Origin of the sequence: Lawsonibacter hominis (genome assembly GCF_014287895.1) — a bacterium.
In the GTDB taxonomy this organism is placed as follows: domain Bacteria; phylum Bacillota; class Clostridia; order Oscillospirales; family Oscillospiraceae; genus Lawsonibacter_A; species Lawsonibacter_A hominis.
The window spans coordinates 110,345-125,514 of record NZ_JACOPP010000008.1 but is presented as its reverse complement, the minus strand read 5'-3'; the positions used below and the strand labels follow the sequence as shown (position 1 = coordinate 125,514).

Genomic DNA, 15,170 nt, shown 5'->3' with positions numbered 1-15,170 from the left:
CCTGGGCGGCCATATCCGCGTCGGCATGGAGGACAACGTCATGTACTCCAAGGGCAAGCTGGCCGACAGCAACGTGCAGTTTGTCGACCGCGCCCGCCGCGTCATCGAGGAGTTCGGCAGGGAAGTCGCCACGCCCGACGAGGCCCGTGAGATCCTCAGCCTGAAGCGTTAGCGGCCCACTTTCCGCGGCAGGAAAGGGGGGGTGCCCAATGAAGGTGCGCATTATTGCCTTCAGGCGTCCTCCCAAGTTTTTAAGCGGGACCCCTGCGACGCTAAAACGGGGCCGCTGTCCGACGGACAGCGGCCCCTCAGCTTGTCAAAAAAGGCCTTTGGCCTTTTTCGACAGAAGAATACATGACGGACAGGGCTCGATTCTTGCAGAAAAGTCGCCCTGTCCGTCATGAGAGGTGTCATTTCCGACGCGCATGTCGCCGGAAATGACGGAGCTTCCTTTCCTTCCATCGTCTGCGGACGACGAACTCTGCGAGGCTCTTCCCCCAGGAGGGTTTTTCGACAGCCTACGGGGCCGCTGTCCGTCGGACAGCGGCCCCGTTTGGTCCCTTCCATTTACTTCAGGTTAAAGAACGCATCCATCCCCAGGTACTGCGCCACGTCGCCCAGCTCCTCCTCGATGCGGAGCAGCTGGTTGTACTTGGCCACCCGATCGGTGCGGCTGGGAGCGCCGGTCTTGATCTGCCCGGCGTTGACGGCCACGGCGATATCGGCGATGGTGGCATCCTCCGTCTCGCCGGAACGGTGGGAGACGATGGCGGTATAGCCGGCCCGGTTGGCCATCTGGATGGCGTCCAGCGTCTCGGTCAGGGTGCCGATCTGGTTGACCTTGATCAGGATGGCGTTGCCCACCTGCTTCTCAATGCCGGTCTTCAGGCGCTCGGTATTGGTGACGAACAGGTCGTCGCCCACCAGCTGGACCCGATCTCCGATAGCGCGGGTCAGCATGCTCCAGCCCTCCCAGTCGGTCTCAGCCATGCCGTCCTCCAGGGAGATAATGGGATAGGTATCGGCAAACTTCTTCCACATGTTGACCAGCTGCTGCTGGGTCATCTTCTTACCGGACTTGGGTTGGATATAGCACTTCTCCTCCTCGTTCCACCACTCGGAGGAGGCGGCGTCGATGGCGATCTTGAAGTCCTCGCCGGGCTTGTAGCCCGCCTTCTCGATGGCCGCCACGATGACCTTCAGGGCGTCCTCATCCTTTTTCAGGTTGGGCGCGTAGCCGCCCTCGTCGCCCACACCGGCGGCGGGGGTGCCGTTCTCCTTGAGGACGCTCTTCAGCGTGTGGAACACCTCGGCGCACATACGCAGCGCCTCGCGGAAGCAGCAGGCGCCCACAGGCATGATCATGAACTCCTGGATCTCCACATTGTTGGTGGCGTGGGCGCCGCCGTTGAGGATATTCATCATGGGAACGGGCAGCACCTTGGCGTTGGCTCCGCCGATATAGTTGTACAGAGAGGTGCCCAGGCACTCGGCGGCTGCCTTGGCGCAGGCCAGGGAGGCGCCCAGGATGGCGTTGGCGCCCAGCTTGGTCTTGTTGGGCGTACCGTCCAGCTCGATCAGCGCCTTGTCGATTTCGGTCTGATCCAGTACGTTCATACCCACCAGGCACTCGGCGATCTCGGTATTCACGTTCTGTACGGCGGTGAGCACGCCCTTGCCCAGGTAACGGCTCTTGTCGCCGTCCCGCAGCTCGCAGGCCTCGTAGATCCCGGTGGAAGCCCCGGAGGGCACCGCAGCGCGACCGACCGTACCATCCTCCAGATAGACCTCCACCTCAACCGTGGGGTTGCCGCGGCTGTCCAGGATCTCGCGGCCCAGTACGTCAACGATTTCGATGATCTGCTTCATGAAAAAAACTCCTTTCGTATTGGCGGCGGGGCACGCCCCGCCCTGCAGGGAGATGGTCTGCGGGGGACGGGCCGGAAGCCCGTCGAAGGCCTTGTGGCAGGGCGGGAGCGCGCTCCCGCCGGATCCCAGCCGCGGCTCAGACGATCAGCGTGCTCCCGTCCATCTCGGCGGGCTTTTCCAGGCCCATCAGGTCCAGCATGGTAGGCGCGATATCGGCCAGGCGGCCGGGGCGCAGCTTCACGTCGGCGCCCACGATGCAGAACGGCACCAGATTGGTGGTATGGGCGGTAAAGGGGGTCACGCCGTCCTCCTCCAGCATCCGTTCCGCATTGCCGTGATCGGCGGTGATCAGGCTCACGCCGCCCATTCTGGCGGTGGCCTCCACCACTTTGCCCACGCCCTCATCCACGGCCTCCACGGCCTTCACGGCAGCCTCATACACGCCGGTATGGCCCACCATATCGCAGTTGGCGAAGTTGAGAATGATCACGTCGTAGCTGCCGCTCTCGATGCGGCGCACCGCCTCGGCGGCTACCTCGGGGGCGCTCATCTGGGGTTGCAGATCGTATGTGGCCACCTTGGGGGAGGGGATCAGGCAGCGGTCCTCCCCGGGGAACACCTGCTCCGCGCCGCCGTTAAAGAAGAAGGTCACATGGGCATATTTCTCGGTCTCGGCGATCCGCAGCTGGGTATAGCCCTGTCGGGCGATATACTCCCCGAAAATATTCTCCAGCCTGTGGTGCGGGAACGCCACGGACACGTTGGGCATCGTGGCGTCATACTCGGTGGTGCACACATAGGTCACCGTCGGCATTCCGTTTTTCCGCTCCACATCGGTAAAGGCGGGGTCCACGAAACAGCGGGTGATCTCCCGGGCCCGATCCGGGCGGAAGTTGAGGAAGATGATCGAGTCCCCCTCCCGCACCCGGCCGGCCTTGTCGCAGACCACCGGCTCCACAAACTCGTCGGTAATCCCGGCGTCATAGGAGGCTTGTACCGCGTCCGCCGGATCGGGGTTCTGTATCCCCTCGCCCAGCGTCATGGCGTCATAAGCCCGCTGTACCCGGTCCCAGCGCTTATCCCGGTCCATGGCGTAATAGCGTCCCATAACGGTGGCGATCTTCCCCACGCCGAGCTCGGCGCACTTGTCCGCCAGTGCTTCCACGAAGCCCTTGCCGGAAGAAGGCGGCACATCCCGTCCATCCAGGAAGCAGTGGACGTAGACCTTCTCCAGTCCCCGCTCCCCGGCCATCTTCAGCAGGGCGTACAGGTGGGTGTTATGGCTGTGGACGCCGCCGTCGGACAAAAGGCCCATCAGATGCAGGGCGCTTCCCCGCTCCCGGCAGTCGTCCATTGCCTCCAGGTAGGCCTCGTTCCGGAAGAAGGACCCGTCCTCAATGGCGCGGCTGATCCGGGGCAGGTCCTGAAATACCACCCGGCCCGCGCCGATATTGGTATGGCCCACCTCCGAGTTGCCCATCTGCCCCTCGGGCAGGCCCACATCCAGTCCGGAGGCGGACAGACGGCAGCAGGGGTTCTCTTGAAAGATTTTGTCCAGATGGGGTTTTTTTGCGTTGGCGATGGCGTTGCCCTGCTGCTGCTCACGCAGGCCGTAGCCATCCATGATGATCAGGGTCGTCGGTGTTTTACTCATAAAAAACCTCGAATCTATTGTTCAGAGCGGGGTACGTTTTCCGTCCGCCGCCGTGCGCCCCAACAAAGCTTCGCTTTACCGGGGGCCGCGGCACAGCCTTCCCCGGACCAGGCGAATCGGTCCCGCGGCAAGGTTTGCTGCGCAAACGCTTGTGCGCGCCTTCCGGCTATGCGGGCAGGGGGACGGCTCAGGAGAGGCGTTTACTCCTGATTCGCTGCGTTCACGATCTCCACAAAATCAGGCGTCTTCAGCGCCGCGCCGCCAATCAAGCCGCCGTCCACGTCGGGCTGGGCAAGCAGTTCCGCGGCGTTTTTGGGGTTCATGGAGCCGCCGTACTGGATGGTAACGGAACGTGCCACACGGGCTCCGTAGAGCTTGCGGACGATGGTGCGGATGCCCTCGCACACCTCGCCGGCCTGCTCGGCGGTGGCGGTACGGCCGGTCCCGATGGCCCACAGGGGCTCATAGGCGATGACCACATGGCGCATCTTATCGGCGGGCACGCCTGCCAGGGCGGCCTTGACCTGATAGGCGATCAGGTCCATGGTCACGCCCAGCTCCCGCTGCTCCAGGCTCTCGCCTACGCAGACGATGGGGTACAATCCCGCCTCAAGGGCCGCGTGGACCTTCTTATTGACGGTGAAGTCGGTCTCGTTATAGTACTGGCGGCGCTCAGAGTGTCCAATGATGACATACTTGACGCCCACTTCCTTGAGCATCTCGGCGGACACCTCGCCGGTGTAGGCGCCATGGGACTCATAGTGGCAATTCTCCGCGCCGACGGACACACGGCAATCCTTGAACAGGCGGACCGCGGAGGGGATGTTCACATAGGGCACGCACAGAACGACCTCGCACCACTTGGGCTTGCCCAGCAGATTCTTGAGCTCCTCGGCAAAGGCCTTCGTCTCGGAGAGGGTCTTATTCATCTTCCAGTTGCCGGCGATGATGGTCTTGCGATAGCGGCGGTTCATTTCAATGATTCAGTCCTTTCATTTCGATCCATAATGCGGGCGGCAAGCGGCCGCCGCGGCGTGCTTCTTATTGATCCAGCAGGCACGCCACGCCGGGCAGCTCCTTGCCCTCCAGGAACTCCAGGGAAGCGCCGCCGCCGGTGGAGATGTGGGTCATCTGGTCGGCGTAGCCCAGCTGGGCCACGGCCGCCGCAGAGTCGCCGCCGCCGACGATGGTGATGGCATGGGTGGCGGCCAGCGCCTTGGCGATGGCCCGGGTGCCCTCGGCAAAGGCGGGGAACTCGAACACGCCCATGGGGCCGTTCCAGATCACGGTGCCCGCGTCCTTCACCGCGTCGGAGAACTGCTGGATGGTCTTCGGTCCGATATCCATGCCCATGCGCCCGTCGGGGATCTTCATGGTGTCCACCAGTTCCGGCTTGGCGTCGGCGGAAAACGCGTCGGCACAGACGGTATCCACCGGGAGCAGGAGTTTGACTCCCTTCTCCTTTGCCTTGGCCATCATCTCCTTGCAGTAGTCCAGCCAGTCGTCCTCCAGCAGGGAGGTGCCCACCGTGCCGCCCATGGCCTTGATAAAGGTATAAGTCATGCCGCCGCCCACGATGATGGTGTCGGCAATGTCCAGCAGGTTGTTGATGACGCCGATCTTGGAGGAGACCTTGGCGCCGCCCAGAATGGCCACCAGGGGCCGCTTGGGATCGGCCAATGCGCCGCCCATGATCTCCAGTTCCTTGGCGATCAGGAACCCGGATACGGCGGGCAGATAAGCCGCCACACCGGCGGTGGAAGCGTGGGCGCGGTGCACGGAGCCAAACGCGTCGGAGACGTAGACCTGGGCCATATCGGCCAGTTTCCGGGCCAGCTCGGGGTCGTTTTTGGTCTCGCCCTTCTCAAAACGGGTGTTCTCCAGCAGCATAATCTCGCCGTTTTTCAGGGCGGCGGCCTTGGCGGCGGCGTCTGGGCCCACCACGTCGGCGGCCATGATGACCGGCTTGCCCAGCAGCTCGCTCAGGCGCTTGGCCACCGGGGCCAGGCTGAACTTGGGATCGGGCCCCTCCTTGGGTTTGCCCAGGTGGGAGCAGGCGATGACCGCCGCATTCTGCTCCAGCAGGTATTTTATGGTGGGCAGGGCGGCCACGATGCGCTTATCGTCGGTAATGGCGCCGGTGGTCTTGTCCTGGGGCACGTTAAAATCGCAGCGCAGCAGGACTTTTTTCCCCGCCACGTCGATATCCTTGACCGTTTTCTTGTGGTAATTCATCTCAAGAATCTCCTTTCATCTCCGCCCCGCAGAGCGCCGCCCTGCAGGGGCCCCACTGATTTGATCTGCCTCGGCTGAGTGCAGCTTGCGCCCCGCCGGCGGGGATTCAACGGCCCTCCCCCATCTCGCCGCGGCCCGTCAGCCCGGGGAAGTCCAACTGCCTCAGCGCTTCATACGCCAGAATCGCCGCTGAGTTCGAGAGGTTCAGACACCGGGCCTGCGCCCGGATGGGGATGCGGATACAGCGCTCCCGGTAGCGCTCTCGAAATTCCGGGGGCAGCCCGGCGGTCTCCTTGCCGAAGATCAGGTAGCACCCGTCCCGGAAGGCCGCCTGCGTGTAGGGCCGCGGGGCCTTGCTGCTGGCCAGCCAGATATCCTGGGCGCCGGTCTTTTGAAAAAAGTCCTCCAGGCCGTCGTACACGTGCAGGTCCACCAGATGCCAGTAATCCAGCCCCGCACGCTTGACCGCCTTATCGCTGATATCAAAGCCCAGCGGCCGGATCAGGTGAAGACGGATCCCGGTCACCGCACAGGTTCTTGCAATATTCCCCGTATTTTGTGGGATTTCCGGCTCAAAAAGCACAATATTGAGCATTTTCCCACCTCGCAGCCCTCTTCAAATGATCAGCGGGGCTTATTGTACTCCAAAACGGAGCGGATTTCAACCGTAAAACCGTTAAAATGTACTAAAACGCTCGGTTTTCTTTATGGAATCACTGAAATGACTGTTTTTTTACTTTTACACTTTATCGCGCTTATCATTTGTGATATGATAGGCATCTGGGAGCGTGATGCACGTGGAGCAAGGTCTTTTGCCCCGGCGTATCGTGGTCAAGGTGGGCACTTCCACTCTGACGCGGGACACCGGAAGTCTGAATTTACACAATATGGATCACCTGGCCCGGGTTCTGTCCGACCTGAAGGGCATGGGTCACGAAATCGTCCTGGTCTCCTCCGGCGCCATCGCCATCGGCACCCGGAAGCTGCGTCTGGAGCAGCGCCCGGACGAGCTGCGCGGGAAGCAGGCCGTGGCCGCTGTGGGCCAGTGCATGATGATGCACGTCTACGACAAGCTTTTTTCCGAGTATAACCGCACCGTGGCTCAGATCCTGCTGACCGGCGAGGATGTGGACGCCCCCGTCCGGTCGGCGCACCTGCACAATACGTTCGAAGCGCTGCTGGAGCTGGGCGTGATCCCCGTGGTCAACGAAAACGACTCGGTCTCTTCGGCGGAGATCGAGACCGGCAAGTGCAAGGTGCTGGGCGACAACGACACCCTGTCCGCCATCGTGGCCCGCCTGTGCGGGGCCGATCTGCTTATCCTGCTCTCCGACATCGACGGGCTGTACGACGCCGACCCCCGCACCCATCCGGACGCGCGGCTCATCCACCGGGTGGACGCCATCACACCTCAGCTGCGGGCCATGGCGGGCGGCACCGGCACCTGGCGTGGCACCGGCGGCATGGTCACCAAGCTCAACGCCGCCCAGGTGGCAATGGACGCCGGGATCGACATGGTCATTGCAAATGGGCAGAATATGGAAGCCATTTATGATATCGTATCCGGCAGGGACGTGGGTACGCGTTTTGCGGCCCCCGCCGGTGCAAAAGGAGGGAATTGACATGACCACACTGGAGACCCAGGGCCTGGCCGCCAAGAATGCCGAGCGGGTCCTGGCGGCCGCCGGCACCGCCAAAAAGAACGCGGCCTTGGAAGCCATCGCCCGGAGCCTTGCGGCCCGGCAGGAGGAAATCCTCTCCGCCAACGCGCTGGATCTGGCCGAGGCCCGGAACAGCGGCATGCGTCCGGCCCTTCAGGATCGGCTGGCCCTGGACGAAGGGCGCATCCGCGGCATCGTGGAAGGGGTGCGGCAGGTCTGCGCTCTGCCGGACCCCATCGGCACGGTGACAAAAATGGACCAGCGTCCCAACGGGCTCGTCATCGGCAAGCGCCGGGTGCCTCTGGGCGTCATCGGCATCATCTACGAGGCCCGGCCCAACGTCACGGTGGACGCCGCCGCCCTGTGTCTGAAGTCGGGCAATTCCGTCCTCCTCCGGGGCGGCAGGGAGGCCTTCCACTCCAACAAGGCCCTTATTTCCGTCATGCGGGACGCGCTGGAGCACGTCGGACTGCCCCGGGACTGCATCGCGCTGGTGGAGGACACCAGCCGGGACAGCGCCAACGAGCTGATGCATCTGACGGCGTATCTGGACGTGCTGATCCCCCGGGGCGGCACGGGGCTCATCCGCAGCGTGGTGGAAAACGCCCGGGTGCCGGTGATCCAGACCGGCGTGGGCGTATGCCATGTATACGTGCACGCCCAGGCGGATCTGGACATGGCCGCCCGCATTCTTTATAACGCCAAGTGCTCCCGCCCCTCGGTGTGCAACGCCGCGGAATGCCTGCTGGTGGACCGGGCGGTGGCCCGGGACTTTCTGCCCATGGCCTGGCAGCTCCTGCAGAGCAGGAACGTGGCGATCCGCGGCTGCCCGCTGACCCGGGATATCCTGGGAGACTTTGTAACGCCCGCTTCCCCTGCGGACTGGGATACGGAATTCGGCGATTACATTCTGGCGGTGAAGGTGGTCTCCGGCTTTGAAGAGGCGGTGGACTTCATCAGCGCCCACGGCACCGGTCACTCCGAAGCCATCGTCACCCGCGACTACTTTGCCGCCCAGCGTTTTCTGGATACGGTGGACGCAGCGGCGGTATACGTCAACGCCTCCACCCGCTTCACCGACGGCTTTGAGTTCGGCCTGGGCGCCGAGATCGGCATTTCCACCCAAAAGATGCACGCGCGGGGCCCCATGGGGCTGGAGGAGCTGACCTCCAGCAAGTATATCATCTACGGCACCGGCCAGACCCGCTGAGCATAGGATGGTATGGCCCCCTCCCCTCGTGTTCCATTATTACATAGGGCAGGCCTTTCGGGGCCTGCCCTATGGACTTTTATGGGGGTGAGGCATATGCTGGAACGCCGGCTGGAGCTCAACGGCGGGCTGATGACCGCCGATTTGGGCGTGCTGCGGCCTGACGGCGGGGGGCAGATCCTGGAGTGCTCCCTCCGCCTGGAGGGTCTGCTTCCCGAGCGCCGGGTGGCGCTGGAGTTGGAGCTGCTGGAAGGGGACGCCTGCCGGGGCGTACGGATGATTACCCTGCCGCCCCACCACAGTCCGTTCCCCCGGGACCTGCTGTTGACAGGCATCCGGTTTTACCTGCCTGACGGACCGGGTCCGCGGGACTTGACGGTCCGGGCGGACGCCCACTATGTCGACCGCAATGAGCGCTGTCTTCTGGCGGACTGAGCGGCATGGCCACTTTTTCGCGTGCGCTGCATCCTACGGGCGCAGCCTCTGCGGAGCTTGTTCGGCAAAGCTGGGCCTCTCCCGTTTGGGAGAGGCCCAGCTTTGCCAAATCTTCTATCCTTTACCCGAACGTTTTAGAAAAGAGTGGCAAAACTGTGCATTGCGCCGCCAGCCTCTCGCCTTTATAATGCAATCAGCCCGCCGCAAGCCGGCGGGAAATCGGATTTTAAAGGAGATCGAGAAATGAAACAAGCAGTCACTCTGGCGCTGACCCTCACACTGGCCGCCGGCCTTTTGGCCGGATGCAGCGGCGAAACCGCCGGTGGAGGGGTCCAGCCGACTGGGGCGGCCCAAGCATCCCCTGTGGATGCCACACCAACTGCGTCGGCAGCGGCCGGCGCCTTTTCCGACGAGATGAAGATCCCCTACGCGGTCGACCTCTCCCCCGAGGACGGCGCCGACTCCGTGGAGCGGCTGGGCGACCACCCGGATTCCCCTTACTTTGCCCATCCGGACTACTACCATATGCAGTCCAGCGATACGCGCACCATCCTCACCGGCTTTGAGACCATGCAGCAGACCAGCGAATGGGCCTGCGGCGTCACCAGCGCCCTGATGGTGCTCAATTGGTACGACCGGCTGGACGGCTGGAACGAGGAGACGCTCTCCGCGCTGCGCCACTCTCTGGACGGCACCGCGCTGGAGGGATATCCCGGCACCACGCTGAAGCAGGCCATGGACCTGTTCGACGGCGTAGGCGGCTTTACATACACCACCACCCTGGATTACGCGGCCCCGGCGGAGGAGGTCTGGATGGATACCATTCAGGGCTGGCTGGCCGAGGGCAAGCCGGTCATGGTCTGCTGGAACGACTGGGGCGGACACTGGCAGGTCATCATCGGCTACGATACCATGGGCACCGAGACCGAGCAGGACGACGTGTTTATCGTGGCCGATCCCTATGACACCACCGACCACTGTCAGGACGGCTACGGCGTGCTCATGGCGGAACGTTTCCTGTACAACTTTTCCATGTACGGCGCCTTCCCCGCGGAAGAGGGCGGCAGCGACTGCCTCTTCCTGGTGGCCAGCCCCGAGACCTAAGCGCGAAAAGAAGGGCCCGGACGACTTGTCCGGGCCCTTCTTTTCGCGCCGTGCGCAGTTACATCTGAAACACGATACCCGCCGCAGCGGACAGGGCGATGAATACAATGGGATGGAGTTTCTTCAGCGGCTTGAGCTGCAGGCAGAGAAACACCGCCGCCGCCAGGAGGATGGCGGGCCAGTAGAACCCCTGAGCGGACGCACCCTGCTCCGGGCCGGTCGCCGGGTGGAACATGAGCGCGATGGAGCACACCTGGATCAGCGCGGCGGCGATGAGGGCGGTGGACGCGGGCCTCAGTCCGTAAAAGACCGCGTCCACTGCGCGGCTTTCCCGGAATTTTTTCAGGAAGCCTGCGATGAGGGCGATGATAGCGATCGCGGGGCAGACCAGTCCCAGCGTAGCGATCACACCGCCGGGCACGCCGCCCACGTGAAAGCCCACATAAGTGGCCATATTCACCCCCAGGGGACCGGGTGTGGACTCGGAAATGGCGATCATGTTGGCCAGATCGCCGGGGGTAAACCAGCCGGTGCGGCTGCCGATATCACTGAGGAAGGGGATGGTGGCCAGACCGCCCCCGACGGAAAAGAGGCCCACCTTGAAAAACTCGTAAAACAGGCGCAGATAGATCATGCGTTCAGCGCCCCCTTCGCCCCCCGGATGCACAGTCCGGCCACACCGGCGGCCACGACCAGGACCACCGGGGAGAGCAGGAAGTTGAGCAGCGCGCCCAAGGGCGTATTCCCGTCGAAGGCGATGAAATTCCCGATGACCGCCAGCACCAGAACCACTGCAAAGATAACGGCGGTAGGCCCGTCCACCAGGGAGCTCTTCCGCAGCTTGAGCACGCTGGAAAGGATCAGCGCACATACGCAGGCCCGTACTCCCGCAAAGGCATGGATCACCACAGGCAGGTCGGCGAAGCTCTGCAAAAAAGCCGCGATCACCAAAATGATCACGATGGAGGGGAACACCAGTCCCAGGGTCGCCACGATACCGCCGGGGATGCTTTTCTGCTTCTGCCCCACAAACGTGGCGGTATTGACGGCGATCACGCCGGGCGTACACTGACCGATGGCAAAGTAGTCGGTAAGCTCCGCCTCGGTGGCCCATTTTTTTTTCTCCACGATCTCCCGCTGGAGTATGGGCAGCATGGCGTAGCCGCCGCCAAACGTACACACGCCCACCCTGGCAAAGGTGAGGAACAAGTCCAGATAGAGATTCATTTTACCTCATCTCCTCTCCCGCTCCCCGGGTGTGTACGGGGGCCCCGCACAGCGGGGCGCGGCGCCGGCCGCGAAGTCAGGCGGAATTCACTTCCGCCTGACGCAAAATCTCCTGTCGGGGTCCCCCGGTGCGCACGGTGCGCACCGGGGATACACACGCCCACCCCGGCAAAGGTGAGGAACAAGTCCGGATGGAGGTTCATCAGGCCAGCTCCTCCAGGGCGTCCAACCACAGCGCGGCCGCCGCATCGCTGGGCATCCGCCAATCGCCCCGGGGGCTCAGCGTTACGGACCCCACCTTGGGGCCGTCGGGCAGGCAGGAACGCTTGAACTGCTGGGCAAAAAAGCGCCGGTAAAAGGTCTTGAGCCACTTGAGGATCGTGGCCCGGTCATAGCAGCGGCCAAAGGCATGCTCCGCCAGGCGCAGCACCTTGCGGGGCGGGAAGGCCCAGCGCACGGCGTAATAGAGGAAGAAATCATGCAGCTCGTAGGGGCCCACCAGGTCCTCAGTCTTCTGGCTGATCCTGCCCTCGATGGCGGGCAGCAGCTCCGGGGAGACGGGGGTGTCCAGGATATCCTCCAGCACATGGGAGAGCGCCTCATCCTCGGCGGCCTTGTCCCCGGCCACGAAAGCCACCAGGTGGCGCACCAGCGTCTTGGGAATGGAGGCGTTTACCCCGTACATGCTCATGTGGTCGCCGTTATAAGTGGCCCAGCCCAGGGCCAGTTCGCTGAGGTCTCCGGTACCCACCACGATGCCGCCGGTCTGGTTGGCGATGTCCATGAGCACCTGGGTGCGCTCCCGGGCCTGGCCGTTCTCAAAGGTCACGTCGTGATCCTCCATGGACTGGCCAATATCCCGGAAGTGGCTCTTCACGGAAGAGCCGATGTCGATGCGCCGCAGGGTAGCCCCCAGGCGCTGAGCCAGCTCCACGGCGTTGTCCCGGGTGCGGTCGGTGGTACCGAAACAGGGCATGGTGACGGCGATGATATCGCTGGCCGGACGCTCCAGCAGCCCCATGGCGATCCCGGTGATCAGGACCGCCAGGGTGCTGTCCAGCCCGCCGGAGAGTCCCACCACGGCGGTCTTGGCCCCGGTGTGCTCCAGCCGCTGCTTCAGCCCCAGAGCGGCGATGCGCAGGATCTCGCCGCAGCGGCCGGCCCGGTCACGGGCGTCCTCCGGGAGAAACGGCGTGGGGGAGATATAACGGGTCAGCGTTGTGGTGGCAGGCTCCAGCGCAAACCCGACGGACACGAACCTCCCCTCCCCCGCGCCGGGGAACGTGGTCATCCGCCGCCGCTCGCAGCAGAGCTTATCCACGTCGATCTCGCTGACCGTCAGGCCGGTGGTAAAGCGCCGCTCGTTCAGCAGCGCGCCGTTTTCCGCGATCAGATCATGCCCGGCGAAGACCAGGTCGGTGGAGGACTCGCCCTCCCCCGCGTCGGCATAGACATAGCCGCACACCAGCCGGGCGGACTGCCCGGTCACCAGGGAACGCCGGTAGGCGTCCTTTCCCACCGTCTCGTCGCTGGCGGACAGGTTCAGCAGCAGGGTGGCGCCCGCCCGCGCCAGCGCCTGGGAGGGCGGCTCAGGCGCCCACAGGTCCTCGCAGATCTCCACCCCCAGGACAAGCCCCGGCATGCTTTCACAGGGGAAGATCACATCGGCGCCGAAAAAGACCTCCTGACCGCAGAGGGAAAACAGCCGGTCCGAGGGCCCGCCGGGCTCAAACCAGCGTCTTTCGTAGAACTCTCCGTAGTTGGGCAGGTGCGTCTTGGGGACGACTGCCAGGATCTCGCCCCGGTGGATCACCGCGGCGCAGTTATAGAGCTTGCCCTGGTGCCGCACCGGCAGGCCCAGGGCTGTGACCATATCCAGGTTTTTGGTGGCCTCCAGAACGGTGGCCAGCCCCTCCTCCGCACCCCGCAGCAGGGTGTCCTGCAGGAACAGATCGGCGCAGGTATACCCCGTCAGGCACAGCTCGGGCAGCGCCAGCACCCGCACCCCCTGCCGGGCGGCCTCCCGCATCAGGGTAAAGACCTGCTCGGCGTTAAAACGGCAGTCGGCTACCCGAATTTTGGGCGTACCTGCCGCCACCTTAATAAATCCATCGCGCATCGTCAGCGCCTCCTTATTGAACGGATCCCAGCTTTTGCAACAGGACTATGATACCCCAAAACGCCGCGGATTGCAACGCCTCCCCCCTTGAAAAACGTTCCCGCCGCACCCGTGCCGCTCCGCAACCCCCGCAGAGGCGCGCCGTCTTCCTCCTGGGACAGGGCAGCCAGCCGCCCGCCCCGCAGGGGCTCCATCATCCAGATGGGGATCTGGCGCTGCCGGAGCAGTTCCCCCTTCGCTTTGGCGTCCTGAAAGGACCATAAGCTGTATCTGTCCGAACTCCATGCGCTGCCCATAGGCGTCCAAAAAACGCTCCATCGCCGCATAACTGCCGTGGGCGGAAAACCCCAGGTGCCCGGATGCGCCCGCGCTGCTTCTGCCGGAGCAGATAGTCCAGGATACCGTAGCGCCCGTCCAGATAGGGGCCGGTATTTTTTTCGGGAACTTCCCCTGACGGCACCGAAAAGCCCCGGCCTTCCGGCCGGGGCTTTTCGGGTGTGTGTTGTGTTTTTGCAAAGGTGTTGGAGAGGGATAAGAGAGGAATTGGTTTGGGAGGATGGTCTTTGTGATTCATTTCTGAATCTGTCTGTATCATACCTTGTAAATAAGGCCAATTCGTGTCTTCTTTGTGAATAAACTGTAAATATCGGGCCTGCGGCGGGGCTTGCCGGCCTCTCCCCTACAGCTCCTGCTCCCGCAGCCAGCAGAGAAAGTTTTTCGCCAGTTCCAGCCGCTTTCCGTCCAGTCCCCGCAGCAGTTCGGATACATCTCTCCAGGTTTCGTTCTCCTCGCTGCGGGCGGTCCCCACTAAAAATTCGTCCGGCGTGGCATCCAGCGCCGCGCAGATGCGCATGAAGACCTCCAGGCTGGGGATGGACCTGGCCCGCTCGATATTGGAAAGGTAATTGCTGTTGATATCGCACCGCTCGCATACCTGTGTCTGCCGCAGCCCCAGCGCCCTGCGCCGGACCGCGATCCGCTGTCCGATCTGCTGATAATCCAAGCCCATCCTTATCACCTCTTTTTTCTTATTTTAGTAGTCTCTTACGGTTCAAAGAATAATCCAAGAGTGTTTTTTACACTTGACATGGTATTTTATGCGCTTTATAATACGATTATACACTTATATCTCTAAATTCGAGGAGTTTTACTATGCACGCCCCATCCTGCGATCTGTTGGATCATCTGGCCGTGCTGACGGGCGTCGCCTGCCTGTCCGATCTGCGCGACCCGTTGCTGGCTCCGGCGCTCCAAGACGCGCTTGTGCGGACTCCGGCCGGCGACTTCTCCGCGGCCATGTGGCAGGAAGCGCTGACCTATCTGTCCGGCCTGCGTGCGCCGGGGGCGGACGCCTCCGCCTGCCGCCGCTCCTTGCTGGACGCGATTGCCGCCGCCGCGCCCTCCCCCTCTTGACAACCGGCCCGGCGGGTGATATAGTAACTGCGCAAGCAAGGCTGTGATGGGGACAAGACCCTGTTCCGCCCGCCAGAGAGGAAGCGCCAAGGCTGAAAGCGTTTCCGGGGCACGGACAGCGTTTAACCACCCCTGAGCCGCCCATGAACGGCCCGGCGCCTGCCCGAACGCAGGCTCTGCGCCAAGTAAATGGGCCGGGTGCGCCCGTTACAGCGGCAACGAAGCGGCGGCTGTCTTCAGCCG

Annotated in this window: 15 protein-coding genes; 6 read left to right on the top strand and 9 right to left on the bottom strand. The window is 63.3% G+C overall.

All coding sequences use genetic code 11. The annotated features are described in order from the left end of the window. Position 1: 1 nt before the first annotated feature. Complete coding sequence (locus H8S57_RS08075; RefSeq protein WP_369807604.1) at positions 2–172, top strand: 3-keto-5-aminohexanoate cleavage protein; 171 nt, start codon at positions 2–4, stop codon at positions 170–172. Positions 173–567: 395 nt separating this feature from the next. Here the strand turns inward: H8S57_RS08075 and eno are convergent, their stop codons facing one another. The 5 genes from eno to H8S57_RS08050 form a co-directional block, all read right to left on the bottom strand. Further along, on the bottom strand, positions 568–1,869 hold the full coding sequence (gene eno / locus H8S57_RS08070) for a phosphopyruvate hydratase (RefSeq protein ID WP_186907570.1): 1,302 nt from the start codon (positions 1,867–1,869) through the stop codon (positions 568–570). Positions 1,870–2,005: 136 nt separating this feature from the next. Next, on the bottom strand, positions 2,006–3,523 hold the full coding sequence (gene gpmI / locus H8S57_RS08065) for a 2,3-bisphosphoglycerate-independent phosphoglycerate mutase (RefSeq protein WP_186907569.1): 1,518 nt from the start codon (positions 3,521–3,523) through the stop codon (positions 2,006–2,008). A gap of 200 nt (positions 3,524–3,723) precedes the next feature. Further along, a complete protein-coding gene (tpiA, locus tag H8S57_RS08060) occupies positions 3,724–4,497 on the bottom strand; it encodes a triose-phosphate isomerase (RefSeq protein ID WP_186907568.1) in 774 nt (257 codons plus the stop codon). Between the two features lie 67 nt (positions 4,498–4,564). Next, entirely contained in the window at positions 4,565–5,758 is a 1,194-nt protein-coding gene (locus tag H8S57_RS08055) for a phosphoglycerate kinase (RefSeq protein ID WP_186907567.1), read from the bottom strand. A gap of 106 nt (positions 5,759–5,864) precedes the next feature. After that, positions 5,865–6,353 (bottom strand): tRNA (cytidine(34)-2'-O)-methyltransferase, encoded by a 489-nt coding sequence (locus H8S57_RS08050; protein WP_186907566.1) that lies wholly within the window; start codon positions 6,351–6,353, stop codon positions 5,865–5,867. A gap of 196 nt (positions 6,354–6,549) precedes the next feature. On the opposite strand from H8S57_RS08050, the gene proB reads away from it, so the two are divergent. The 4 genes from proB (at position 6,550) to H8S57_RS08030 (ending at position 10,168) form a co-directional block, all read left to right on the top strand. Next, complete coding sequence (gene proB, locus H8S57_RS08045) at positions 6,550–7,380, top strand: glutamate 5-kinase (RefSeq protein ID WP_186907565.1); 831 nt, start codon at positions 6,550–6,552, stop codon at positions 7,378–7,380. A 1-nt stretch (position 7,381) separates the two neighbouring features. Then, entirely contained in the window at positions 7,382–8,629 is a 1,248-nt protein-coding gene (locus tag H8S57_RS08040; RefSeq protein WP_186907564.1) for a glutamate-5-semialdehyde dehydrogenase, read from the top strand. Positions 8,630–8,725: 96 nt separating this feature from the next. Beyond that, on the top strand, positions 8,726–9,064 hold the full coding sequence (locus H8S57_RS08035; protein WP_186907563.1) for a hypothetical protein: 339 nt from the start codon (positions 8,726–8,728) through the stop codon (positions 9,062–9,064). Between the two features lie 243 nt (positions 9,065–9,307). Further along, a complete protein-coding gene (locus tag H8S57_RS08030) occupies positions 9,308–10,168 on the top strand; it encodes a C39 family peptidase (protein WP_186907562.1) in 861 nt (286 codons plus the stop codon). Between the two features lie 58 nt (positions 10,169–10,226). On the opposite strand, the gene H8S57_RS08025 is transcribed toward H8S57_RS08030, so the two are convergent. The 4 genes from H8S57_RS08025 to H8S57_RS08010 all read right to left on the bottom strand — a co-directional run bounded on the left by H8S57_RS08025 (position 10,227) and on the right by H8S57_RS08010 (position 14,523). After that, positions 10,227–10,802, bottom strand: a complete 576-nt coding sequence (locus H8S57_RS08025; RefSeq protein ID WP_186907561.1) for a chromate transporter — start codon at positions 10,800–10,802, stop codon at positions 10,227–10,229. Further along, the gene (locus H8S57_RS08020) at positions 10,799–11,395 is read right to left on the bottom strand and encodes a chromate transporter (RefSeq protein ID WP_186907560.1); all 597 of its coding nucleotides are present in this window, start codon (positions 11,393–11,395) and stop codon (positions 10,799–10,801) included. The genes H8S57_RS08025 and H8S57_RS08020 overlap by 4 nt, the downstream gene beginning before the upstream one ends. Positions 11,396–11,597: 202 nt before the next feature. Next, positions 11,598–13,514 (bottom strand): NAD(+) synthase, encoded by a 1,917-nt coding sequence (locus H8S57_RS08015; protein ID WP_186907559.1) that lies wholly within the window; start codon positions 13,512–13,514, stop codon positions 11,598–11,600. A 679-nt stretch (positions 13,515–14,193) separates the two neighbouring features. Continuing rightward, positions 14,194–14,523 (bottom strand): helix-turn-helix domain-containing protein, encoded by a 330-nt coding sequence (locus tag H8S57_RS08010; protein WP_186907558.1) that lies wholly within the window; start codon positions 14,521–14,523, stop codon positions 14,194–14,196. 143 nt (positions 14,524–14,666) lie between these two features. On the opposite strand from H8S57_RS08010, the gene H8S57_RS08005 reads away from it, so the two are divergent. Further along, positions 14,667–14,927 (top strand): hypothetical protein, encoded by a 261-nt coding sequence (locus tag H8S57_RS08005; RefSeq protein WP_186907557.1) that lies wholly within the window; start codon positions 14,667–14,669, stop codon positions 14,925–14,927. The last annotated feature ends 243 nt before the right edge of the window (positions 14,928–15,170 follow it).